24 protein-coding genes are annotated in these 21,583 nt (G+C 71.6%); 14 read left to right on the forward strand and 10 right to left on the reverse strand.

The annotated features are described in order from the left end of the window. Positions 1–3 precede the first annotated feature (3 nt). The 3 genes from EDD29_RS11760 to EDD29_RS11770 all read left to right on the forward strand — a co-directional run bounded on the left by EDD29_RS11760 (position 4) and on the right by EDD29_RS11770 (position 3,821). Positions 4–789, forward strand: coding sequence for an enoyl-CoA hydratase (locus EDD29_RS11760; protein ID WP_123664431.1), 786 nt, complete (start codon positions 4–6; stop codon positions 787–789). A gap of 185 nt (positions 790–974) precedes the next feature. Continuing rightward, a complete protein-coding gene (locus tag EDD29_RS11765; protein ID WP_211359658.1) occupies positions 975–1,769 on the forward strand; it encodes an MBL fold metallo-hydrolase in 795 nt (264 codons plus the stop codon). An 87-nt stretch (positions 1,770–1,856) separates the two neighbouring features. Beyond that, a complete protein-coding gene (locus tag EDD29_RS11770; protein WP_246052724.1) occupies positions 1,857–3,821 on the forward strand; it encodes a primary-amine oxidase in 1,965 nt (654 codons plus the stop codon). Between the two features lie 106 nt (positions 3,822–3,927). On the opposite strand, the gene EDD29_RS11775 is transcribed toward EDD29_RS11770, so the two are convergent. Both EDD29_RS11775 and EDD29_RS11780 read right to left on the reverse strand, forming a co-directional pair. Then, complete coding sequence (locus tag EDD29_RS11775; protein ID WP_123664433.1) at positions 3,928–4,233, reverse strand: hypothetical protein; 306 nt, start codon at positions 4,231–4,233, stop codon at positions 3,928–3,930. A 23-nt stretch (positions 4,234–4,256) separates the two neighbouring features. Further along, positions 4,257–5,522: a BTAD domain-containing putative transcriptional regulator gene (locus tag EDD29_RS11780; RefSeq protein ID WP_170201364.1), complete on the reverse strand. Its 1,266-nt coding sequence runs from the start codon at positions 5,520–5,522 to the stop codon at positions 4,257–4,259. Between the two features lie 252 nt (positions 5,523–5,774). On the opposite strand from EDD29_RS11780, the gene EDD29_RS11785 reads away from it, so the two are divergent. The 3 genes from EDD29_RS11785 to EDD29_RS11795 all read left to right on the forward strand — a co-directional run bounded on the left by EDD29_RS11785 (position 5,775) and on the right by EDD29_RS11795 (position 7,900). Next, positions 5,775–6,596: a peptidoglycan-binding domain-containing protein gene (locus EDD29_RS11785; protein WP_123664435.1), complete on the forward strand. Its 822-nt coding sequence runs from the start codon at positions 5,775–5,777 to the stop codon at positions 6,594–6,596. Positions 6,597–6,639: 43 nt separating this feature from the next. Then, on the forward strand, positions 6,640–7,515 hold the full coding sequence (locus tag EDD29_RS11790; RefSeq protein ID WP_211359659.1) for a peptidase inhibitor family I36 protein: 876 nt from the start codon (positions 6,640–6,642) through the stop codon (positions 7,513–7,515). 148 nt (positions 7,516–7,663) lie between these two features. Continuing rightward, positions 7,664–7,900 (forward strand): hypothetical protein, encoded by a 237-nt coding sequence (locus EDD29_RS11795; protein WP_148085931.1) that lies wholly within the window; start codon positions 7,664–7,666, stop codon positions 7,898–7,900. Here EDD29_RS11795 and EDD29_RS11800 read toward each other — a convergent pair. After that, entirely contained in the window at positions 7,863–8,714 is an 852-nt protein-coding gene (locus EDD29_RS11800; protein WP_123664437.1) for an NBR1-Ig-like domain-containing protein, read from the reverse strand. The genes EDD29_RS11795 and EDD29_RS11800 overlap by 38 nt on opposite strands. A 410-nt stretch (positions 8,715–9,124) precedes the next feature. Between EDD29_RS11800 and EDD29_RS11805 the strand changes: the two genes are divergently transcribed. Next, positions 9,125–9,403, forward strand: a complete 279-nt coding sequence (locus EDD29_RS11805; RefSeq protein ID WP_123664438.1) for a DUF427 domain-containing protein — start codon at positions 9,125–9,127, stop codon at positions 9,401–9,403. A gap of 95 nt (positions 9,404–9,498) precedes the next feature. Here EDD29_RS11805 and EDD29_RS11810 read toward each other — a convergent pair whose 3' ends face one another. Continuing rightward, the gene (locus tag EDD29_RS11810) at positions 9,499–9,978 is read right to left on the reverse strand and encodes an ATP-binding protein (RefSeq protein WP_123664439.1); all 480 of its coding nucleotides are present in this window, start codon (positions 9,976–9,978) and stop codon (positions 9,499–9,501) included. Between the two features lie 196 nt (positions 9,979–10,174). Between EDD29_RS11810 and EDD29_RS11815 the strand changes: the two genes are divergently transcribed. Both EDD29_RS11815 and EDD29_RS11820 read left to right on the forward strand, forming a co-directional pair. Beyond that, complete coding sequence (locus EDD29_RS11815) at positions 10,175–11,047, forward strand: Scr1 family TA system antitoxin-like transcriptional regulator (protein WP_123664440.1); 873 nt, start codon at positions 10,175–10,177, stop codon at positions 11,045–11,047. Next, entirely contained in the window at positions 11,044–11,235 is a 192-nt protein-coding gene (locus EDD29_RS11820) for a DUF397 domain-containing protein (RefSeq protein WP_123664441.1), read from the forward strand. Before EDD29_RS11815 ends, EDD29_RS11820 begins: the two co-directional genes overlap by 4 nt. Before the next feature lie 67 nt (positions 11,236–11,302). Here the strand turns inward: EDD29_RS11820 and EDD29_RS11825 are convergent, their stop codons facing one another. Continuing rightward, a complete protein-coding gene (locus tag EDD29_RS11825; protein ID WP_123664442.1) occupies positions 11,303–11,665 on the reverse strand; it encodes a hypothetical protein in 363 nt (120 codons plus the stop codon). Positions 11,666–11,756: 91 nt separating this feature from the next. Here EDD29_RS11825 and sigJ point away from each other — a divergent pair, with 91 nt between their 5' ends. Both sigJ and EDD29_RS11835 read left to right on the forward strand, forming a co-directional pair. Next, the gene (sigJ, locus tag EDD29_RS11830; RefSeq protein ID WP_123664443.1) at positions 11,757–12,695 is read left to right on the forward strand and encodes an RNA polymerase sigma factor SigJ; all 939 of its coding nucleotides are present in this window, start codon (positions 11,757–11,759) and stop codon (positions 12,693–12,695) included. 25 nt (positions 12,696–12,720) lie between these two features. Then, positions 12,721–13,425 carry an aspartate/glutamate racemase family protein gene (locus tag EDD29_RS11835; protein ID WP_123664444.1) on the forward strand — a complete coding sequence of 235 codons (705 nt, stop codon included), beginning with the start codon at positions 12,721–12,723 and terminating at the stop codon, positions 13,423–13,425. Positions 13,426–13,580: 155 nt separating this feature from the next. Here the strand turns inward: EDD29_RS11835 and EDD29_RS11840 are convergent, their stop codons facing one another. After that, on the reverse strand, positions 13,581–13,955 hold the full coding sequence (locus EDD29_RS11840) for a MerR family transcriptional regulator (protein ID WP_123664445.1): 375 nt from the start codon (positions 13,953–13,955) through the stop codon (positions 13,581–13,583). 63 nt (positions 13,956–14,018) lie between these two features. Here EDD29_RS11840 and EDD29_RS11845 point away from each other — a divergent pair, with 63 nt between their 5' ends. Continuing rightward, positions 14,019–14,339: a putative quinol monooxygenase gene (locus EDD29_RS11845; protein WP_123664446.1), complete on the forward strand. Its 321-nt coding sequence runs from the start codon at positions 14,019–14,021 to the stop codon at positions 14,337–14,339. A gap of 13 nt (positions 14,340–14,352) precedes the next feature. On the opposite strand, the gene EDD29_RS11850 is transcribed toward EDD29_RS11845, so the two are convergent. Then, the gene (locus tag EDD29_RS11850; protein WP_246052727.1) at positions 14,353–14,931 is read right to left on the reverse strand and encodes a TetR/AcrR family transcriptional regulator; all 579 of its coding nucleotides are present in this window, start codon (positions 14,929–14,931) and stop codon (positions 14,353–14,355) included. Between the two features lie 119 nt (positions 14,932–15,050). On the opposite strand from EDD29_RS11850, the gene EDD29_RS11855 reads away from it, so the two are divergent. Together EDD29_RS11855 and EDD29_RS11860 are read left to right on the forward strand one after the other, a co-directional pair. Further along, positions 15,051–15,977 carry an NmrA/HSCARG family protein gene (locus EDD29_RS11855; protein WP_123664447.1) on the forward strand — a complete coding sequence of 309 codons (927 nt, stop codon included), beginning with the start codon at positions 15,051–15,053 and terminating at the stop codon, positions 15,975–15,977. Beyond that, the gene (locus EDD29_RS11860) at positions 15,974–16,858 is read left to right on the forward strand and encodes a TIGR03620 family F420-dependent LLM class oxidoreductase (protein ID WP_123664448.1); all 885 of its coding nucleotides are present in this window, start codon (positions 15,974–15,976) and stop codon (positions 16,856–16,858) included. The genes EDD29_RS11855 and EDD29_RS11860 overlap by 4 nt, the downstream gene beginning before the upstream one ends. Here EDD29_RS11860 and EDD29_RS11865 read toward each other — a convergent pair. The 3 genes from EDD29_RS11865 to EDD29_RS11875 all read right to left on the reverse strand — a co-directional run bounded on the left by EDD29_RS11865 (position 16,855) and on the right by EDD29_RS11875 (position 21,550). Then, positions 16,855–17,511, reverse strand: coding sequence for a C39 family peptidase (locus EDD29_RS11865; protein WP_246052729.1), 657 nt, complete (start codon positions 17,509–17,511; stop codon positions 16,855–16,857). The genes EDD29_RS11860 and EDD29_RS11865 overlap by 4 nt on opposite strands. Positions 17,512–17,610: 99 nt before the next feature. Beyond that, the gene (locus tag EDD29_RS11870) at positions 17,611–20,991 is read right to left on the reverse strand and encodes an NACHT domain-containing protein (RefSeq protein WP_170201365.1); all 3,381 of its coding nucleotides are present in this window, start codon (positions 20,989–20,991) and stop codon (positions 17,611–17,613) included. 214 nt (positions 20,992–21,205) lie between these two features. Beyond that, positions 21,206–21,550 (reverse strand): winged helix-turn-helix transcriptional regulator, encoded by a 345-nt coding sequence (locus EDD29_RS11875; RefSeq protein ID WP_123664450.1) that lies wholly within the window; start codon positions 21,548–21,550, stop codon positions 21,206–21,208. Positions 21,551–21,583: the final 33 nt, after the last annotated feature.

The following is a 21,583-nucleotide window of genomic DNA, read 5'->3' on the forward strand; positions in this document are numbered from 1 at the left end:
TGAATGGGATACATCGACTACGAGGTCGCCGACAAGATCGCGACCATCACCCTGAACCGCCCCGAAGCGGCCAACGCCCAGAACATGCAGTTCCTGGACGAACTCGACGCCGCCTTCACCCGGGGCGCGTCCGATGAGGACGTCGCGGTGATCGTCCTTCGCGCGAACGGCAAGCACTTCTCCGCAGGCCACGACCTGAACGACCGCTGGCCCTCCCCGGACGAGATCACCCTGGAGTGGATCTACAACGCGGAGACCCGCCGCTACCTCGAGTACACCCTGCGCTGGCGCAACATCCCGAAGCCGACCATCGCCGCCGTCCAGGGCCGCTGTATCGCCGGCGGCCTCCTCCTGTGCTGGCCCTGCGATCTCATCCTCGCCTCCGACGACGCGCTCTTCTCCGACCCCGTCGTCACGATGGGCATCGGCGGCGTCGAGTACCACGGCCACACCTGGGAACTGGGCGCCCGCAAGGCGAAGGAGATCCTCTTCACCGGCCGCCCCCTCACGGCCGAGGAGGCCGAGAAGACCGGCATGGTCACCCGCGTCGTCCCCCGTGCCGAGCTCGACGCCGAGACCCGCGCCCTGGCCGCCCAGATCGCCGAAATGCCGTCGTTCGGCCTCCGGCAGGCCAAGCGGGCCGTCAACCAGACGCTCGACGTCCAGGGCTTCTACGCCGCCGTCCAGTCGGTCTTCGACGTGCACCAGACCGGCCACGGAAATGCCCTCTCTGTCAGCGGGTACCCCATTCTCGTGAAACTCGACGAGATGAAGACCAAGCTCAAGTAGGGCCCGGGAGCGAACCGCGATCCCCCACGCCGCGAGCGCGTCCGGGGCGCCGGACGGTTCCGAGAGGGGCTGCTGGGACGGTGATGTTTCCCTGTCTTCTCAAATTGGTCATTGCGCTCGGTTGCGGGGGGTGGCTACCGTATTGCCACGGTTGGCTACTCTCCGTACGCGAGGTTGCGATCATCATGAAGACGAACACGACCGGTGGTCCGGTGTCCGTCCGCGCTCTCGGCGGCCCCACCGTGCTCATCGAGTACGGCGGGCTGAGGTTTCTCACCGACCCGACCTTCGACGGGCCCGGCACCTATCGGCTCATGCCCGGCCTGACCCTCACCAAGACCGACCCCGCCCCCATCGCGCCCGCGAGCCTCGGTCCCATTGACGCGGTCCTGCTCTCCCACCACCAGCATCCCGACAACCTCGACGGCGCCGGACGGGTGTTCCTGTCGGAGGCCCCCGTCACCCTGACCACCCTCAGCGGCGCGGCCCACCTCGCCGGCACCGCGCGAGCCGTCACACCATGGGAGTCCATCGAGCTGGACCGTCCCGACGGCGGCACCGTCACCGTTACGGGCACACCCGCCCTGCACGGACCCGAAGAACTCGGCACCGAGAACATCGAGACCGTCGCCGGCGAGGTGATCGGCTTCGTGCTGACCGCGGACGACCTGCCCACCGTCTACGTCAGCGGCGACAACGCCTCCCTGCTCCTCGTGGAGCGGATCGCCGAACGCTTCGCCCCCGTCGACACCGCAGTCCTGTTCGCCGGGGCCGCCCGCGTTCCCGTGGTCTTCAACGGAGCACTGCTCACCCTCGACAGCGTCCAGGCCGCCGAAGCCGCCAGGATCCTGCGAGCCCGCCGTGCCGTGATCGTCCACTGCGAAGGCTGGGCGCACTTCACCGAAGGCCGCGCCGAGGTGGTGAAGGCCTTCGCCGAAGCGGAACTGACCGGCCTCCTCCAGGACGACGGAGCCGGGTAGCCGCCGGGCGACCCTACGAGGCACGACCGCGCACCGACCTGGTCGGCGCGCACTTCCAGCATGCCCGAACGAACCGAAGGAGGCCGCGTGACCCGGCATGTCCACGACGTCCGCCCGCATCCGCTGGCATCGCTCACGAGCGATGAGATCAGTCGGATCCGCACCGTGCTCATCGCCGCCGGCCATGTGCGGGAGACGTCGAGATTCGTCTACGTCGGGCTGGACGAACCGGCCAAGGACGAGCTGCGCGCCCATGCGTCGGGCGCCCCGATCCCCAGGCGGGCGCGGATCCTGCTCCACGACGTCGCCGGCGCGCCGCCGCAGGACATCCGCGTGGACGTCGCCGCCTCGGCCGTCCTGCACGCACGCGAGCTCGATCCCGCAGTGGACGGGCAGCTCCCCGTTCTCGACGAGGAGTTCGGACTCGTGGAGCAGATCCTCGCGCAGGACGAACGGTGGCTGAAAGCGCTCGACGACCGCGGCCTCGCCGTCGCCGACGTGCGGGTCGCTCCCCTCTCAGCGGGCGTCTACGAGTACGAGGACGAAGTCGGCAAGCGCATCCTGCGGGGGCTCGCCTTCCGCCAGGACCACGCCGCCGACCACGCCTGGGCGCACCCGATCGACGGACTCGTCGGTTATGTCGACGTGCAGGCGCGCACCGTCACCCGGGTGATCGACACGGGGGCCGTCCCGATCCCGGAGACCTCGGGCAATCTCCACGACCCAGCGGTGCACGGCGCCTACCGGACGTCCCAGAAACCCCTGCACATCACCCAGCCGGAGGGCCCGTCCTTCACCTTCGACGACGGCGTGCTGCACTGGGAGAACTTCTCGCTCAGGGTCGGCTTCGACGCCCGCGAGGGCCTGGTCCTGCACCAGGTCGCCTTCCGCGACCGCGACCAGGGCGGGCGCGACCGGCCGATCATCCACCGGGCGTCCATCTCCGAGATGGTCGTCCCGTACGCCGACCCCTCACCGATCCGATCCTGGCAGAACTACTTCGACACCGGCGAGTACCTCGTCGGCCGCTACGCCAACGCGCTGGAGCTCGGCTGCGACTGCCTGGGCGAGATCGCCTACCTCGACGGCGTCATCGCCGACGAGTTCGGCAACCCGCGCACCCTCGCCAACGCCGTCTGCGTCCACGAGGAGGACTACGGCATCCTCTACAAGCACTCCGACCTGTGGGCGGGGTCGTCGGTCGTGAGGCGGCAGCGCAGACTCGTCCTGTCCTTCTTCACCACCGTCGGCAACTACGACTACGGCTTCTACTGGTACCTGTACCTCGACGGCACGATCGCCTTCGAGGCCAAGGCCACCGGCATGGTGTTCACCTCGGCCCATCCCGGCGGCGAGAACCCGCACATCTCGCAGATCGCACCCGGCCTGGGCGCGCCCTACCACCAGCACCTGTTCAGCGCCCGGCTCGACATGGCGGTCGACGGCGACGCCAACCTCGTCGAGGAAGTGGAGTTCCAGCGGCTCCCGACCGGCCCGGACAACCCGCGGGGCAACGCCTTCACGACCAGGACCACGCCGCTGCGCACCGAGTCCGAGGGCCACCGGCACGCGGAGTCCTCGACCGGCCGGGTCTGGCACATCACCAATCCCGAGCGGCTCAACGCGCTCGGCCGGCCGGTCGCCTACGCGCTCTTCCCCGAAGGACAGCCGACGCTCCTGGCCGCCGACGACTCCTCGATCCGCCGCCGCGCGGCCTTCGCCTCCAGGCATCTGTGGGTGACCCGCTACGACCCGGCCGAACGGTACGCGGCCGGCGATTTCGTCAACCAGCACCCCGGCGGCGCCGGCCTCCCGTCCTACATAGCCGCCGACCGCGACATCTCCGGCCAGGACATCGTCGTCTGGCACACCTTCGGTCTCACCCACGTCCCCCGCCCCGAGGACTGGCCGATCATGCCGGTCGACTACACCGGCTTCAAACTCAAGCCCGTCGGCTTCTTCGACCGCAACCCCACCCTCGACGTCCCGCCCCCGGCCACCGGCCACTGCACCGTCCGAACCACGGCCGGCACCCGTTCCGATCACCCATAGACCCGTCATGCCGCATGGCACACGAGCGATCTCTCCAGCGGTTCGGACGCGCATCGGAGCCCCGCCGCCGGGTGCCGCGGAGCCTGCGACGCTCAAGTAGGCGGCCCTACGGGCCCCTCCTCCCGGCGCCCGACCGTCCGATCGGACCGTCGGGCGCCGGGAGGGCCGCGTCAGCCGCCGCGTTCTTGAACTCGTACCTGGCGCCGACGGCCTGCTGGGTCGCGGCGGGGTCGAGGATCACGCCCAGGTACGAGGCGCACTTGCCCGCCGCCTTGACCTCGACCGACTCCCAGTGGGAGGCGTCCGGGTCGCAGGCGTGGAAGCCGTCGGTGCCCTGGACCTCGATGAAGGCGCAGACCTGACGCAGACAATGGCCGACGGAGCTGCATTCTTCCTGAACGGGGGGCCTCACAACAGCGTGACAACAGGCCGGGATCAGGGAATGACGTGCACGTCGAGGAAGACGCCGTTCTGTTGCGGCAGGTAGAGGTATCCGTTCGCGTCGACCATTCTCCACTGGACTTCGCAGCGGCCCGGCGTATCGGACGCCGTCACCGCCACACTGACGTCGACCGTCTGGCCGGGACCGGTGTCGGGGACCCGCGTGGTGAGTTCCGACGGGCAGCCGCCGGACGCCTCGGCGGACTCCTGCCGGGCGAGGAAGCGGTCGCGCCACGCGACCGTGCCGACGTTGGTGAGCCGCCACGTCTTCACGAACCGCTCGCCGACCCTGACCGAGGTGCCGCCGGGCATGGTGACATCGGCGTCGAACCGCGACCGGTCGCCGGGGACGGGCCGGGCACCGGGCGCGGGGCTCTCCGGTCCGCGGGTGGAGAACCAGCCGATACCGGCGAGAAGGAACGCGGCAAGACAGGTCAGGACCGCCGCGTCGAGCCGGCCGAAGCGCGGTCGCGGCGTCTCCGGAGCCGCGGGTGAGGCCGCCGTCCCGGCCGCCGTGAGCGAGACCTCCTCCCACGCGGGCCCGGCCAGGATCTCCCGGTGCAGGCGGCGGAGTTCGGGCTGCGGATCGGTGCCCAGCTCGTCGGCGAGCGTGGTGCGGAGCCGCTCGTAGCAGGTCAGCGCCTCCGCGGACCGCCCGGCCAGGTGCAGCACGTTGATCAGCCGCTGGTGCAGGGGCTCGCGCAGCGGGTTGCGGGCGGCCTGCCCGGCGAGTTCGGCGACCAGCGAGGCGGGCACGTCGTGCTCCTCAAGGCAGCGGTCGGCGTAGGCTTCGAGCACCGACAGCCGCAGCTCCTCGATCCGCGCCACCTGCATCTCGACGCACGGGGTCCGGGGCACGTCGCCGAACGGGAGGCCCCGCCACAACGCGAGCCCGCTCCGCAGCGCCTCCCTCGTCGTGCCGCCGAAGGCCGCCGCCTCGAATCGCACCAGATCGCTGGTCGCATGGCACAGGTCGAACTCGTACCCGCCGGACCGGGTGCGCAGCACCCGCCTGGCCGTTTCCGCGTCGGAGATGGAACGGAGCAGCGTCCGCAACCGGGAGGCCCGCACCTGGACCGCGTTGACGGGGTCGGACGGCGGACGCCCCGGCCAGAGATGGTCCGCCAGGTGCCCGGTGGAGATCGGCCGGCCCGGATGGGCGAGCAATTCCCCCAGAAACGCCCTGTCCTTCGCCGCGGTCGGGGCGACCGAGCGGCCTTTGTGGGTGATCTCGAGCGGGCCGAGCACGCGGAACTCCACGGGGCGATTCTGCCATTCCGGATCAGCCGCTTTCAAGATCGGATCCGCGCACCCTTCTTCGGCGGATGCAGGTGAGTGCAGGCCGCCACTTATCCCCGGGTCGTCACCGCAGGTCAAGTGTTATTTACAGGAGCGGTCTCCGTTTCTTAACAGGCTGACAACAGCAACTTCTTGTGGATCACGGCGGCACTTCCCGACAGTTGAGCCAGCCCCGGGCACCGTCCTCCCCGAAGCGCCGCGATCAGGAGAACCATGAAGCCGCCCTCATATGCCGCCCTCGCGGTGGCCGTCCTGCTCGGCCCCTTGCTCGCCACCCCCGTGAAGGCCGCCGCCCTCCCCAGCGTGAACATGGAGGCGACCGTCAAAGCGGCACAGATCGACCCGCGGCGGGCCGACAGCACGCTGACGCCGGGCGCCAAGGCCAGCGTGCTCCTCGTCGAGCAGGCGCTCCGCGACCGGAACCTCCTCGACGCGCAATGGGTCGACGGCTACTTCGGCACCTCGACGATCGCCGCCTACGCGCGGTACCAGCAGTCCCTCGGCTACACCGGCCTCGACGCGAACGGCCTGCCCGGCCGGACCTCGCTCACCCAGCTGGGGACCGGCCGCTTCACGGTCACCGCGGTCATCCTGCCGGGCGCCGAGGTGTCCGTCGACGGCTTCGTCGTCAACACCCGTACTCGGGACATGCTGGCCGAGGCGGAGCTGCTGCTCGGCCGCGACCTCGTGCTGGAGCAGGGCTCGTACAACCCCGGCGGCGACCCCACCTCGGCGGGCACCCACGACGGCGGCGGCGCCGCCGACATCTCGGTGCAGGGGCTGACGACCGCCACCCGTACCGCCGCCGTCACGGCGCTGCGCCGGGTCGGTTTCGCCGCCTGGCTCCGCAGCCCCGCCCAAGGCGACTGGCCGTGGCACATCCACGCCGTCGCCATCAGCGACACCGACCTGTCCAGCGAGGCACAGCACCAGGCCGGCGACTACTACCTCGGCCTGAACGGGCTGGCCGGCCGAGGCCCGGACGACGGCCCGAAGGTGGCGATCCGGACCTGGGAGGAGTACCAGCGCCTCTGATCGCCCTGCACCCACCGCAACAGCGCACCCCCTGGAGAAACCCATGAAGATCCTCCACAAGCTCCTGTCCATGACCACCGCCGTGCTGGCGATCGGCGCGGGGATCGTCGCCACCGCCGCGCCCGCCTCGGCGGCCGCCCGCAACGGCGTCTGCGAGGACGGCGAGTTCTGCTACTACTACAACAGCGGCAACGCGGGCTCGATCTCGGACTTCACCAGCTCCCTCGGCAACTACGGCACCACGCAGCCCGACTGCTATGAGTTCAAGGGCGCCGGCGCGGGCCAGGGCCTGTGCATCAAGAACGAGGCGGCCTCGGTCTGGAACCGCAGCGACGAGACCGTCGTGGTCTACTTCAACAGCAACTACCAGGGCAGCTCCCAGTCCTTCGGGCCCGGGGCCAAGACCAACCTGAACGCCACCCTGAAGAACAACAACGCCTCGCACCAGTTCGGCGCGACGAGCACCAGCCTGTCCTACGGGCTCTACAAGGCGGGCGGCGGCGGGATCAGCTGCCCGTTCGACGGCTACACCAGCACCCCCGGTCGGCACGAAGGCATCGACTTCACCCGCAGCATCGGCTCGGACGTCCACGCCCTGATCAGCGGCACCGTCACCCGCGTCACCGCCGGGGTCAACGGCGGAGCCCTGTCCACCATCGCCGTCTACAACGCGTCGCTGGACAAGACGATCATCTACCTGCACTCCGCGCCGCGGGTGTCGGTCGGCGATGCCATCAGCAAGGGCGAGATCATCGCCGACGAGGCGTACCGCGGGATCAGCTCCAGCGGCGCCGCGCACACCCACGTCGAGATGCGCCTCGGACGCCAGACGGCCGCCTCGGTGAGCGTCGGCGACCCGGTCCTCGACAACCCGAACCCGCACTCGTTCTGGCGCAGCCAGGGCTACAGCATCGCCTGACGACCGTGAAGACGACGGGCGTGTTCGCACGGTCGTTCCCCCGGGCCATCGCGGCGCCCGCCGCGGTGGCCCTCGGGGGAGCGGCCATCGCCACCGCGCAGCCCTCCAGGCGCCCGACGTCACGGATACGACGTCGGGCCAGGTGCACGTGCCCGGCTCCGCGACGGCGGCGACGAGCGCCGCGGTCGACGCGACGTGGAACACCCGGATGACCCGTGCCGGAGGGATCCTGGAGGCCCACCACTGCTCGACGACCACGGCGTGCGGCGGCTGGGTGACGGGGGACCGGATGTCGCAGTACGGCTCGCGCGACCGGGCCGGCGCGGGCGCGAGTCGTTCCGGCGTCCTCAGGAGTTACCACTCGGGGATCGTGCTGGGCTCCTGAGAGCCCGCCGGCCGGCCTCCGCCGGGTCCCGCGCGGCGGGGGCCCGCGGGTCGATGATGATCTGGAAGTTGACGGGGCGGGTCGCGGGGAAGGCGATCCGGCCCTCGGCGTCGACCAGCTTGAAGAGCATGTAGCACAGGCCCGGGGCCTTCTGCGCGATGACGGCGGTGGAGACGTCGACCGTCGCACCGGGAGGCGTGTCGGCGATCGGCGACTCGGCGATGGTCTGGCACCGGCCGACCTGCTGCGGCGAGTCGAGGCGCTGCAGGCTGTACCCGGTCCATGGGACGGTCCCCGCGTTCTGGAGCCGCCAGGTCTTGGTCAGGGTGTCGCCGGGGGCGACGCGGGCGCAGTCGGTCAGCGTGACGTCCGCGACGAACACCGCGAGGTCCCCGGGATGCGCGGGAGGGGCCGGCGGCGGGTTGGGCGTGAGGACCGGGCAGTCCTCCGGGCCGGGAACGGTTTCGGCCGGGCCGCTGAGCGGCTGCGCGCCCTGCTGATCGGAGCCGACACCGCGGTCGGCGGAGAGCGCGATGACGACCGCCACCACGGAACCGGCGGCGGTGGTCGCGAGCGCGGCCTTGGTGAGGACGGACAGCCGGGGCCGCCCGCGTCCCGGCCGCCCGGCCGGGCCCGGCCGGGGATCGCCGGTGCGCTCCTCGGGCGGCGGCCGGGTGGAGGCGTCGGGCTCGGCGGTCTGCCGGGCTTCGCTGCCGCCCGCGGGGACGGCGGCGCCCGGGGCGTTCGATCCTCTGACCGTCCGGTTCGCCCGCTCCCACCGGTCTCGGTATGCGGCTGGATCGCCGCCGCACACCTTGACGAACTCGACGGTGGTCTCCCAGCTCGGAAGCCGGTTCCCTTTTGTTGCCTCGTACAGAGTTGTGTGTGAGATTGCCCCGGATCGTCCTGACATCTCACGAAAAGGCGGATTGCCGGTCGCGCTGCGAAGATCCCGCAGGACGGCGGCGAAGTCCCGAATTGCCGCCGCCCGTGCGTCCATGTCCTCCATCGGGCGAAGCTAACAGCGCTCCGACTCCTCATTCAACACAGAACCTGACTCGCTTCCCAACCGTTCCCAAGGATTCACCGCGAGCGTCTCGCCGCTCGCGGCGAGACGAAGACCATGCCGAAGCGGCCCTCTCGGATCGCGCCGCCACCGGGCCGCGACGTCGCCCGGCGGCCCCGCCGGAAGCCCCGGCGACGGCCCGGCGGACAATAGGGGTCATGCGAGCCATGTGGAAGGGCCAGGTCATCGCCGAGAGCGAGGACACCGTGGTCGTCGAGGGCAACCACTACTTCCCGGTGGAGGCGGTCCGCGCCGAGGTGCTCCGCGCCTCGGCGACGCACACCCTCTGCCCCTGGAAGGGAACCGCGTCCTACTACCACCTGGTGGTCGACGGCCAGACCAACGAGGACGCCGCCTGGTATTACCCGGACCCGTTCGAGGACGCGCAGCACATCCGCGGCCGCATCGCCTTCTGGAAGGGCGTCGACATCGGCTGATCCCGTCCGCCGAAGCCGACGGTCCCGATGGGATCGCGTTCTGAGGCGCACTCCGCCGTGCCGCGACGGGTTCGGCGCGGCGGACGGGAACGCGGTCAGGCGGAAGGCGAGGTCTCGACCGCGCGGTTGGCGGGTTCCAGTAGGAACCAATGGGATTTCCACCCGCCGGGAAGGCGTGTCCATCCGTGCTCGGTCGCCAGCATTTCGACGAGAGGGAGCCCCCGGCCCCCTTCCGCGTCGCCGTCCGGCATCTCCGGCGTCTCCGGGCATTCCCGGAGCCGGTCGACGCAGTCGAAGTACAGCCCTCCGGAAAGCGTCGGCCGCGACGTGGCCCGCAGCGCATCCCCCTCCGGGCTCGCTTTGACCGCATTGGTAACGATCTCCGAGACGATCAACTCCGCCGTCTCGACCAGCTCTTCGGGCAGGCACCACGCCCGGCACATCAGCCGCACGGCCGTCCGCACCATACTGACGCTCCCGTTCCCGGCCGGAAACTCCTGCCGGTACTCGATGTGCCCGACCGCGAAAGACGAGACGTACGAAGGCGCCCCGGCTCCTGCTTCTGCGATTGCCACGCCCCACCTCCAAGAAGGCCCAAATCAGACTTCTTGGATAAGAAGTGCGACCGGGGTATATTTCAGTTGTTGATGTTGTGGAAAGCCTGAAATTCCTGTTCTCGCTGCAAGGTTGAGCCCTGGCGCAGTACCGTGTCCACTGGTTCTGGAATGCCAGAACAACTGGAACAACTTCCGACAACTTCGGAGGCTGGAGATGAGTGAGCTCGCCTATCCCGACCCGGCTGCTTCGCTCTGGTTCCTGATAGCCCGTGAGCTGCACGAGTTCCGCATCGTGCTCGGCCTCACGGGCAGTGAGCTGGGGATGATCCTGGGTGTCGACAAGGCCGCGGTTTCCAAGATCGAGCACGGGAAGCTGCGCCTCAGGCCCGACCAGGCCCGTCTTCTCGACGCCTGGGAACGGGCCGTCCTGACGATGAAACTCGCCGAGGGCGGCCGGGCCCGTCTCGTCAGCCGGGCCTCGGCACTGTCGGCCGGCCGATGGGAGTTGATGGTCTTCCACGCGGGCCGCGAGAACTCCGACGATTGGCAGGAGGCCTACGAAAAGCACAAGGAACGGGCCAGCGTCATGCGCGCATGGGAGCCGGTGTGGGTGCCGGGCCTGATGCAGACCCCGGATTACGCGCGTAAGGTGATCTACGCGGGCTTCCCGGAGAACCCTGAAAAGCTGCTCCGGGAACGCATGCAGAGACAGGAACGCTTCCTAAACGGTAGCCAGCACCTGTGGGCTCTCATTGACGAGGACGTCCTGAGCAAGTTCACCGGGCACCCCGAAGTCATGCGCGCACAACTCGCACATCTCCTGGAACTCTCAGCGCTGGACAAGATCGGCTTGCGCGTGATTCCGCGAGGAAGAATTCACGCCGGTTTCGACGGGGCTTTCGAGGTGATGCACTTCGGAGACGGCACCCCTCCCATGGCTTACACGGAGGCAGCCCTCGGCTGGCGATTGGTTCGAGACGTCCCAGAAGTAGACTCCTTCGCACTCCGCTACGACAGGCTCGGGCAGCTCGCCCTTCCTGAGGTCGCCACGCGAGATTTGATCACCAAGCACCTGGAGACGATGTGACATCAGCCCCCGCCTGGCGAAAGGCCAGCCACAGCAACGCAAGTGGCGGGAACTGCGTCGAAGCCGCCCCCCTCGGCCCTGCCAAGGTCGGCCTGCGCGACTCCAAGCACGTCCAGTCCGGCCACCTGACCGTCACCGCTCCCCAGTTCCGGTCCTTCCTGAACGCGGTCAAAGCCGACAAGCGCTGACGCCCGCTCCGACAAGGCCCTACCCCACGGGGCCTTGTCCTTCGCTCCTGGAGACGGTCCCCGGGGCTCAGTGTCGGGTCAGGGCCAGCACGCTCAGTCCGAACATCAGGACGCCCAGGGGAACATGGACCGACGGGACGTGGGCGATGCCGAGTGCGACCTGGAGCGAGGCGAGGACGAGGAAGCCCGCGGCCTGCCAGACGGGCCGGAGTGGGCCGCCGCCCGGCTTCCACGCCAGCACCGCCGCGAGCACGTAGAGCATCGACGCCCCGTACATCACGCGGGCTCCGGCGCTGTGCAGCGTCTCCCCGTAGGGCGCGGTGAGCAGCAGCCCGGCGGAGACCGCTTGCAGGAAGATGGTCAGGGTCTGGAGGGCGATCGCGGTCCGCAGAAGCGAGAAGCGGTGCTGTGCCGTCGTCTGGGTCGTCATGGAAAGTCCCCTTTCCGCCCGGGGGCGGGAGGTCGGTAGGGTTTCACCGGCCCGACGACGCGGGCCCTCGAAAGGTAAGGCGATCGGCGACATGAAGACGTCCGGGACGGCCGTCGAAGGGGTGGCCGGTGAGCGGCGCCAGCTGATCAATGTCGCCTACCGGCTCCTCGGTTCGCTGGCCGAGTCCGAGGACGCCGTGCAGGAGGCCTACGCGCGCTGGTACGCGCTGCCCCGGGACCGGCGGGACGAGATCGTGTCCCCCGGCGCCTGGCTGACGACGGTGACCGGCCGCATCTGCCTGGACGTGCTCGGCTCGGCGCGCGCCCGGCGCGAGCGCTACGTCGGCGCGTGGCTGCCCGACCCGCTGCCCGAACGCGGGGAACGTGGCGCCGACCCGGCCGACCAGATCGTCCAGGACGAGTCGGTGGCGACGGCCTTCCTCGTCGTCCTGGAGTCGATGACGCCCGCCGAGCGCGTCGCCTTCGTCCTGCACGACGTCTTCCGTTACCCCTTCGCCGAGATCGCCGACGTCCTGAGCCGGACCCCCGCGGCCTGCAAGCAACTGGCGTCCTCCGCCCGCCGCCGCGTCCGCGCCGCGCAGGCCCCGGCGCCGGACCCCGGCCAGGCCGACACGGTGCGCCGCGTCAAGGAGGCCTGGAAGGCCAAGGACATCGCGGCCCTCGTCGACCTCCTGGACCCGGCCGCCGTGATGACCGCCGACGGCGGCGGCATGGTCGGCACCGTCCTCCACCCGATCGAGGGCGCCGCCCGCATCGCCCGCTACCTGGTCGCCATCGCGGACAAGGCCCCGGCCCTGGAGCTCCGGGAGTGTCCGGTCAACGGCACTCCGGGCCTGGTCGCCCGGCTCGCCGGCACCGTCACGACCGTGGCCTCCTTCGCGTTCGCCGACGGCCGCGTCATCCGGATCTGGGTCGTCCGCAACCCGGAGAAGCTCGGCCCCTGGCTCCCCGTCGGCCGACCGCTCCCGCACCAGGCCGCCCCCGCGGGCGTCGGAGACCGAGAAGAGTAGTCTCGCGCCGGACGAAGGGACACCCGTGAAGACGATCGGCATGCTCGGCGGCATGAGCTGGGAATCGACGGCCCTCTACTACCGCCTGGTGAACGAACTGGTGCGCGACCGCCTGGGCGGCCTGCACTCGGCCCGCTGCCTCATCCACTCCGTGGACTTCGCCGAGATCGAAGCGATGCAGGTCCAAGGCCGCTGGGACGACGCCGGCGCCCTGCTGGCCGACGCGGCCCGCTCCCTCGAAGCCGCGGGCGCCGACCTGGTCCTCCTCTGCACGAACACCATGCACAAGGTCGCCGACCCCGTCCAGGCCGCCCTCACCGTCCCGTTCCTGCACCTGGCCGACGCGACCGCCGACGCGGCCCTGGCGGCCGGCGTCACCACCCTGGGCTTCCTGGGAACCGACTTCTCAATGAGCGACACCTTCTACACCGACCGCCTCACCCGCCGGGGCCTCACCGTCCTCATCCCCGACGAGCAAGACCGAAAGCAAGTCCACGACATCATCTACAAGGAACTCTGCCTGGGCGTCTTCCGCGAAGAATCCCGCCAGACCTACCGCGACGTCATCACCGGACTCATCGACCGAGGCGCCGAGGGCATCATCCTCGGCTGCACCGAGATCGAACTCCTCGTGAGCCAAGAAGACAGCCCCGTCCCCGTCTTCCCCACCACCCACCTCCACTGCCAGGCCGCCGTCGCCCACGCCCTCGCCGAGGACCCGGCCACGTAAGGTCCGGCCCCCCGCCCCGTCGACCACGCAGCCGTGTGCCTCGCGCACCCAGCCCGTCCCGTTCCTGAACCAGGCGGGCCCGTGACGCATGGACGGCCCAGGCCGGGTCCGCCCCGCGCAGCTGAGATGGCGGGCCCGGATCTCTGACGCGTCGTCTACGCGCGCGGGGTCGGGAGGGCCGTCGCGGCGTGGGTGGAGGCGGTCAGGAGGGTGGTGAGGGCGGTGCGGGCGGAGGTGAGGCCGGCGATGCGGGTGTCGAGGTCGGCGGCCTGGGCGGCGAGGTGGTCCAGGACGCAGGGCTGGAGGGTCGCGCCGTCAGGGGCGAAGCAGGGCATGAGGTCGCGGATGACGCGGGTGGGCAGGCCCGCGGCGAGGAGGGCGCGGATGCGGGCGACCGTCTCGGGGGCGTCCGGGGCGTAGAGCCGGTGCCCGCCGTCGGTGCGCTGGGACGACAGGAGGTCCTGCTCCTCGTAGTAGCGCAGGAGGCGGACGGCCACGCCCGTCTCGCGCGACAGTTCTCCGATGCGCATGTGACCCACCTCGCAGCAAGCGGCCTTGAATCTCACATAGATGTCAGATCATACGGTCGTGCCATGACGAACACCGCACAGCACCAGCCTGTCTCCCTCTACGGCTTTCTGACCCCGAAGGCGGGCAGCGCCGACATCCTGCGCGACCTGCTGCTGGGTCTCGTCGAGCCGTCTCGCGGACACGACGGCAGCCTTCAGTACCACCTGCACGAGCAGGAGGACGGCCGCTTCTTCCTCTACGAGGTCTGGCGCTCGCGCGAGGACCTCGACCGGCACAACGCGACGCCGCTCCTGCGGGCCACGCTCGCGCGTATCGCCGACCATCTGGACGGTACGCCGGAGTCCTATTTCGGGGCGATGCGCAGCCTCCACCCGGCGTCCTGACCCCTGACGGGCCTTAGGGACGGCGGATTCCGTCGATGGCGATCGCCAGGAGGCGGTCGGCTTCGGCGGGGGCGTCGGGGTCCTGCTCGGTGGCCTGGGAGATGGCGCCGACGAGCTTGAGCAGCCGGTCGATGGGGATCTCGGGGCGGACGGCGTCCGCCGCTCGGGCGCGGGCCAGGAGGTTCTCGCCCGCGTTGACGACCATGGCGTGGCAGGCGCTGCCCAGGGACGGGTCGGCGCCGGGCATGAGGGAGGCGCCCAGGCCCCGGTTGGCCGCGGCGTGGGCGGCGACGGCGCGGAGCCAGGCGAACAGGGCTTCGCCCGGGTCGGGGGCGGTGAGCAGGTCGGCGGCCTTCGCGCAGAGCGCGTCCACCCGCTCCTGGAAGACGGCCTCCAGGAGCGCCTGACGGGTGGGGAAATGCCGGTGCAGGGTGGCCGACCCGACTCCGGCCTGACGCGCGATCTCCTCCAGGGACGCCTCGGCCCCCTGCTCGGCGACGAGGATTCCGGCGGCGGCCACGATCCGGTCGTGGTTGCGGCGGGCGTCCGCGCGCATCCGCGGCCGGGACGGCGCTGCGGCGTTCTCGGGCACGGCGGCTCCTGACGTCTTGCCAAGTGGGGTGGTCCTCCATATCGTAGCGAACGTCAAACGGGGGGCCACCCCACTTATCGGGACGGTCCGCCGCCGCATGGCCGCAGAGTGGAGAGACAGTGGAACGGACGAACAAGACCGTCGCCGTGGTCGGTGCGACCGGCTTGCAGGGCAGGGCCGTGACGCGGCACCTGCTCGGCGACGGCTGGCGGGTGCGCGCGCTCACCCGCGACCCGGACGGGGCGCAGGCTCAGGAACTGGCGCGGGCGGGCGCGGAACCCGTCCGGGCGCGGATGGAGGACGTCGGCTCGCTGACCACCGCGGCCGAGGGCGCCTGGGGGCTGTTCAGCGTGCAGCCCACGGTCGGCTCGCCCGGCACCGCGCCGGACTTCACCACCGAGGACGAGGTGCGCTGGGGCGTCAACGTCGCCGAGGCCGCGCGCGCCGCCGGCGTCGGGCACCTGATCTTCACCTCGGTCGCCGGCGCGGACCGCCACCTCAGCGAGAAGCTGCCCGCGAACCTGGTCAGCAAGTGGAGGATCGAGCGGCGCATCGCCGAGCTCGGCCTGCCCGCGACGATCCTCCGGCCGGTCTCCTTCATGGAGAACTTCACCGGCGGCTACGCGCTGCAGAACGGGACCCTTTCGACCGGGATCGCCCCCGGCACCGTCCAGCAGCTCATCGCCGTCGACGACGTCGGCGCCATCACCGCGCTGGCCTTCGCCCGACCGGACGAGTGGATCGGCCGCGCCGTCGCCCTGGCCGCCGACGCACTCACCCCGGTCGAGGTGGCCGACGCCATCGGGGAGGCGCTGAGGATCCCGCTGCCCTACGCCCAGATCCCCATCGCGGCGATCCGGGCCGTCAACGAGGACTTCGCCCACGCCAACGAGTGGCTCAACGAGCACGGCTACCGCGCGGACATTCCCGCGACCCGCCGCATCCACCCCGCCGCGCTGGACTTCCGCACCTGGCTGACGCGCACCGGCGCCGCGCAGATCGCCGCGTTCCTGGACCAGGCGCACGTTTCCGGACACGGCGCGTGAGCGCCCCGACGCCCGACCTCGGACGCGTCGGGATCTGGGCGGGCGACTTCGATCTCGTCCCCGCGACCGGCCTCCGCCGGGCCGCGGTCGCGATCGAGGATTTCGGCTACGGCGCCCTGTGGTTCGCCGAGACCGCGGGACGCGAGGCCATGGCGCAGGCCGCGATCCTGCTCGCGGCCACCCGGCGGATCCCCGTGGCGGTCGGCATGGCCGACATCCACGCGCGCGACGCCGTCACGGCCGCCGCGGGGCAGCGCACCCTGGAAGAGGCCTTCCCCGGCCGCTTCCTGCTCGGCCTGTGGGAGAGCCACCCGAGCCTGGCCGAGGACGTCCGGGGCCACCGCTGGGCCCCGCCCGCGGCCGCGATGCGGGCCTACCTCGACGCGCTGGACGCCGCCCCGTTCGGCCCGCCCGGGATGACGGCCCCGCCGCACCGCGTCCTGTCCGTGCTGGACCCCGGCATGCTCGCGCTGGCCGCCGAACGCGCCCAGGGCGCGATGGTGCTGGGCCTGCCCGTCGAGCACACGCGCGCCGCCCGCGAGATCCTCGGCGCCGACCGCTTCCTCGCCGTCACGCAGTTGTGCGTGCTCGGCGACGACCGCGCGCGCACCGCGGACCTGGCCCGCGCCACGGCGGCGGCCGCCCTGCCCAACCGCCGCGCACTGCTGCGCGGCCTCGGACATCCGACCCCGGACACGCTCGGCGACCGGCTGGTCGAGGCCATCGTGGCCCACGGCGACCCCGCGGCCGTTGCCCACCGCGTCGAGCAGCACCTCGCCGCCGGAGCCGACCACGTCGGCCTCCAGGTCCGCACCGCCGAGCCCGGCACGCCGCCCGTGCGGGAATGGGAGCGACTCGCGGACCGCCTCCCCGTCCGCTAAAGGTGCAGGGAGATGCCCCGGTGCGCGGCGAAGGCGTCGAAGATCCCGGCGGGCAGCACGGCGCCGACGGTCTCCGGGGTGTGCCCTGAAGGATTGTGGAAGCGGACCGTGTCCCCGGGGTGGCCGGTGGCCAGGACCAGATGGCCCCCGCGGCCGGGCGAGGGCCGGTCGGGCCGCCGGATCTCGACGTGCACCGAGGCGATGACGAGATGGCCCGCGTCGAGTTCGGCACGGAGCCTGCGCGGGGTGAGCTCGGTGATGACCTCGGCCTCGACGCCGTGGTGCTCGGCGGCATAACCGACGAACGGGTGGTACAGCAGACCGGGCCCGACGGTCCCGTCGTCGCGCTCCTCGTAGACACCGTGATCGAGCGCACCGGTCCGCAGCTCCCACAGGGACGGCGCCTGGCCGTCGCGGGCGAGAAGCGCCATCCGCAGACAGGTCAGCCCGCACCACCGCCGCGACCAGATCCCGTACTCCGCCTGGTTCGGGGCACCGCTGGCGGCCCAGCCCGGGTCGTCGGCGGCGGGACGCCCGCCGTAGACGATCGACCCGATCAGACCCGGCGTGGCGAACTGCGTGAGGGCCGGAACTGCGCGGTGCCGCGCCCCGCCGAGGGACGCACCGCTTCCCACGGCCTGGTGGTCGAACAAGGCTTCCTGGTCTCCGGTCCTGCGTCGCGAGTCTCCAAGGCCACCTTACGCCGGGGGCGCGCGTACGCCTGACCTGCGCCTACTGGCTCCGGAGGCCGTTCAGCACAGGGGATCCGGTCGCCTGGGCGGCGCGACGGGCGGGAGGCGCCAGACATGGAGTTCGTCGCCGATGCCGGCGGAGTAGAGGGCTCTGGTCGGGTCGGCTTCGGGGGCCTCCACGTCGAGGTCGTCGCCGCGAAGGGTGAGGTGGGAGTTCGGATCGTCCGGGTAGAACGCGGTGGTCGTTCCCATGTAGCCGTAGGAGTCGGCTCCGCCTGCCTCGAAGAAGTACTCGTACCGGCCTTCGGCGCGCGCAACCGGGGAGGGCGGCATCGCGGACGGGAGGTCCGCGCGGTTCGCGTCGGTGGACCAGAGGGTGACGGCGCGGGCCGCCGTGGGACACAGATCAGTGAGCCGGGCCAGAGGCGCCTTGGCGGGGGACGGCCTGCCGCGGGTGTCGGTCAGGGTGCAGATCCCCGGTGCCGGGCCGTTGCGCGGACAGGCCCAGAGGTGTCCCAATGATTCGGTGAGCACGAGGTCGGTGTCGTCGGTGAAGGCGCGCGTCCACACCGTGCGGTCGGCTGTCAGGCGGACGTGGATCAGGGTGCCGTCGCGCGCTGCCACGAGGTCGGCGCCCTTGGCGTCGGCGGCGGTCACGGCGAGGAGAGAGGCGGATGGGGAGGGCCGGGACAGGGCGCGAGAGGTTCCGTCCTCCAGGTTCCACAGGACGGCATCGGTGCAGACGCCGTCGCACAGGAGCGCGGCGAGGGAGGATCCGTCCTCGGCGAAGGTCGGCGGCCCGACGGAGAGGTCTTCGGGAGCGTTGAGTACCGCCGCGACGGCGAGGTCGGAGGTGCGGCGGACCTGCGTGTGGCAGCTGTCCCGGGCGCAGACAAGGGTCAGCAGCCACCGCCCGTCCGGGCTGAAACCCGCGGGCCATTCCATCGGGTCGGCGGGTGCCCGGGTGAGGAGCGCACCGTGCCGTGTCTCGTGGATCTCCAGATCGCCGTCCGGGTTCAGCAGGGCGAGGCGCGCGCCGGTCCGGTCGAACGGCGGGGGCGGCCCGGAGCGGATCGGAAGGGTGAACGCGGGCTCGGGGACCTCGACGGCGACGATGGCCCGCGCCGTGCCGAGCAACAGCGTCCACGACGCGATGGCGGCACCGAAGAGGACGGCGAGGTTCCGTGCCGGGTGCCGTCGCGCCCGCCTCTGCGTCAGGGCCCCACCAGTGCCCGCCCGGGTGGCGAGGTGTGCGGCGAGCAGGGCGTGGCGGAACTCGTGGACGGGCCCGGCCTGCCGGAGGACGCCTCGCGCGTGGGCGTCGCGCAGGAAGGCGGAGTAGCGCCAGGGGAGGTGCCCGCGCAGCGCCAGCCAGAGCCGGGCCATGACGAAGACCGGCCACACGGACCCGGAGTTGAAGGCGAGCACGACGGTCAGCGAGACCGCGACGACGGCGAGGGCGGCCGTGATCGTCGTAGGTTCCGCGTCCACGGCGGTCATGACGGCGAAGAGGATGATGAGGACGGTCGAGACGGTGCCGCCGAGGAAGACGAGGTGGCTCGTGCGGTCGCCGCGCAGGCTTTCCTCGGGGCCTGCCGCGTTCGTCTCGTCGGCGGGTGCGCTGATCCACCGGCCGATGCCGAACAGCGGGCCGGCGACGGCGAGGGCGGTCAGGGCGGTGCGCGCGTCCTCCGCCAGGTCACCGTTGAAGGAGGGGAGGGTCCAGGCCGCCGCGACCACGAGGCCGACGGCGAACCCGGTGGCCAGGTGCCGCCAGAGGGCGCGGACACGGAGCGCGGTGCGGCGCGGCAGCGCCGCGTGCCGGGTGCTGACCCCGGTGCTGAGGACGACCGAGACGAGCACGACGACCCCGACGAACGGGCCGTAGCCGAACCAGCCCTCCCCGTCAATCGACGGTTCCATGCCGTCGAGGACCGCGAGGGCCGCGATCAGCCGTTTCGAGGACGCGGCGAGCCCGGGGTGCAGTACCAGGAGCGCCGCCCATCCCAGCCCCACCCCGGCGAGAGCGACGAACACCGCGCCGACGACCCTTCCCACCCGGCTTCCGGAGCGCGAGTCGGCGGCGGGGCGGGCGATCCGTACACAGTTGGAGGCCGAGACGGCGGCCAGCGCCAAGCCGCCCAGCAGCGCCACGAAGGAGTAATCGGAGGGGGAGCCGGTGACTTCCCTGTAGTCGGTGGTTCGGAAGAAGAAGACGGCGACGGCCACACTGGTGAGGAGGATGGGGACGGCCGTCATCAGGGCGATGACCGGGGCGGGGACGAGGGAGGCCAGGCGCCACCAGGGCAGCAGGGTCGAGCGTTCGGTGGGGCGGGAGCGCTGGGCGAGGAAGGAAAGGCGGCGTTCGGCGCGGGCGGCGTCGGCGGGGGTGTCGTAGGCGGCGGGCAGGAGGGCGGACAGCAGGTGGTCCCGGACGGCGTCGGCGTCGGGCAGGTCGACGAGGTGGGCGGGGCGGCTGTCGGGGTCCTGGTAGACGCGGCGGGCCAAGGAGATCATCAGGGGCGTGGACAGGGCCTGGGCCAGCGGGCCGCCGTCCTCCCGCAGGAGGGCGTCGAGGACCGGACGCCAGCGCGCGGCGGCTGTGGGCGAGTCCCGTTCGGCGAGATAGACGGCGCTGTCGGACGCGCCGACGGGCTCGATCTCCAGCACCGAGGCGCGGGACAGCGGGCCGGAGGAGGCCACGGCTTCGGTGTAGTCGGCGGTCCGGCAGGTGAGGACGAGGGGCAGGCCGGAGCCTGCCGCGCGGTCGAGGTCGTCGATGGCGGCGGGCAGCAGGGAGCGCGGCATCTCGTCGAGGCCGTCGAGGATCAGCAGGACTCCGCGGTCGGCGATGTGCGCGGCGGGTGCGCACACGGCCTGGAGGGCCGGGTAGTCCTCGCCGATGCGGCGGGCGAGCCAGGTCTCGACCCCCTGGGCGGGGTCCCAGTCGCGCGCTGACAGCAGGACCGGGACGGGCGGGGCGTCCTCCAGGAGGGCGAGCAGGAGCAGCAGCGCGGTCGTGGTCTTGCCCGCGCCGGGTTCGCCGAGGACGACCAGGGGCCCGTCGGCAGCGTGGAGGGCGGCTGCGAGGTCGGCGGCGGCGGGCAGCCGCGTGTCGGTGGGCGGGAGGGAGCCGTGGCCGCCGCCGGAGGCTCCGGCGCGGACGTCCGGTGGCGCGGTCCGCCAGCGCAGCCGCAGCGGCCGGGGCCGCAGCAGCCTGCGCGCCTCGGCCTCGCGCGCCCACTGCGTGCGCACCGCCCGGACGAGCAGCCGCACCGCCTTGTCCGGATCGTCTTCGCTCCGGTCGCGCCGCGCCCACCGCAGCGTGTGGACTCCGGCCGCGCCGAGCGCCACCAGCAGGGCGAGCACACTCGCGTACTGGTCGGCCTTCTCCAGTCCCGCTTTCCGCAGAAAGACACCGACGCCCAGAAGACCGGCCACGCAGAGCAATCCGAAAAGGAAAGTCAGGAAGCGACGCCGCATAGGTTCCTCAGCAGAGCAGGCGCGCCCCACCGGCACCACGGGTTGTCCTCTTCAGGCCAGCCCCCGTACCCTGCGCCCGCGTACGCGACCGCATGGGCGGCGGCGGAGGCCGTGCGCGCGAGCACGCCGACGGGGACGCTCGTCCGGGTGGCGGAACCGGCGGAGAGCGCCGTCAGGTGGTGCGGTGGGGGAAGTCGCCTGATCGTTCCAGGTCGAGGGCGACCTCCCGGATGGTGTCGACGATCGGGAGGAGGCGGCGGCCGAAGTCCGTGAGGGCGTAGGTGCTCCCCTTCCCTGCGGCGGTCTCCTTGTCGTGGCCGACGATCCCCGCCTCCTCCAGGCGGCGCAGCCGGTTGGTGAGGGTGACGGCGTTGGCTTTGGGGATCGCCCGGTGCAGGGCGTTGAAGCGGAGCGGGCCCGGTTGGAGCGTCATGACGATCGCGAGGGTCCACAGGTCGCCGATGACGGCCAGGATCTGCATGCAGCGTGCCGTCTGGGGATCGATCGCCTGTTCCATGGTGTGCCCGATTCTACCCGTGCTATAAGTTCT

Origin of the sequence: Actinocorallia herbida, from assembly GCF_003751225.1 — a bacterium.
GTDB lineage: Bacteria > Actinomycetota > Actinomycetes > Streptosporangiales > Streptosporangiaceae > Actinocorallia > Actinocorallia herbida.

Excerpts from the sequence above, each read along its gene's own strand:
- EDD29_RS11785 (WP_123664435.1), top strand. The coding sequence starts at position 5,775 with ATGAAGCCGCCCTCATATGCCGCCCTCGCGGTGGCCGTCCTGCTCGGC.
- EDD29_RS11815 (WP_123664440.1), top strand. The coding sequence starts at position 10,175 with ATGAGTGAGCTCGCCTATCCCGACCCGGCTGCTTCGCTCTGGTTCCTG.
- EDD29_RS11765 (WP_211359658.1), top strand. The coding sequence starts at position 975 with ATGAAGACGAACACGACCGGTGGTCCGGTGTCCGTCCGCGCTCTCGGC.
- EDD29_RS11790 (WP_211359659.1), top strand. The coding sequence starts at position 6,640 with ATGAAGATCCTCCACAAGCTCCTGTCCATGACCACCGCCGTGCTGGCG.
- EDD29_RS11875 (WP_123664450.1), bottom strand. The coding sequence starts at position 21,550 with ATGGAACAGGCGATCGATCCCCAGACGGCACGCTGCATGCAGATCCTG.
- EDD29_RS11845 (WP_123664446.1), top strand. The coding sequence starts at position 14,019 with ATGACGAACACCGCACAGCACCAGCCTGTCTCCCTCTACGGCTTTCTG.
- EDD29_RS11840 (WP_123664445.1), bottom strand. The coding sequence starts at position 13,955 with ATGCGCATCGGAGAACTGTCGCGCGAGACGGGCGTGGCCGTCCGCCTC.
- EDD29_RS11825 (WP_123664442.1), bottom strand. The coding sequence starts at position 11,665 with ATGACGACCCAGACGACGGCACAGCACCGCTTCTCGCTTCTGCGGACC.
- EDD29_RS11760 (WP_123664431.1), top strand. The coding sequence starts at position 4 with ATGGGATACATCGACTACGAGGTCGCCGACAAGATCGCGACCATCACC.
- sigJ (WP_123664443.1), top strand. The coding sequence starts at position 11,757 with ATGAAGACGTCCGGGACGGCCGTCGAAGGGGTGGCCGGTGAGCGGCGC.
- EDD29_RS11805 (WP_123664438.1), top strand. The coding sequence starts at position 9,125 with ATGCGAGCCATGTGGAAGGGCCAGGTCATCGCCGAGAGCGAGGACACC.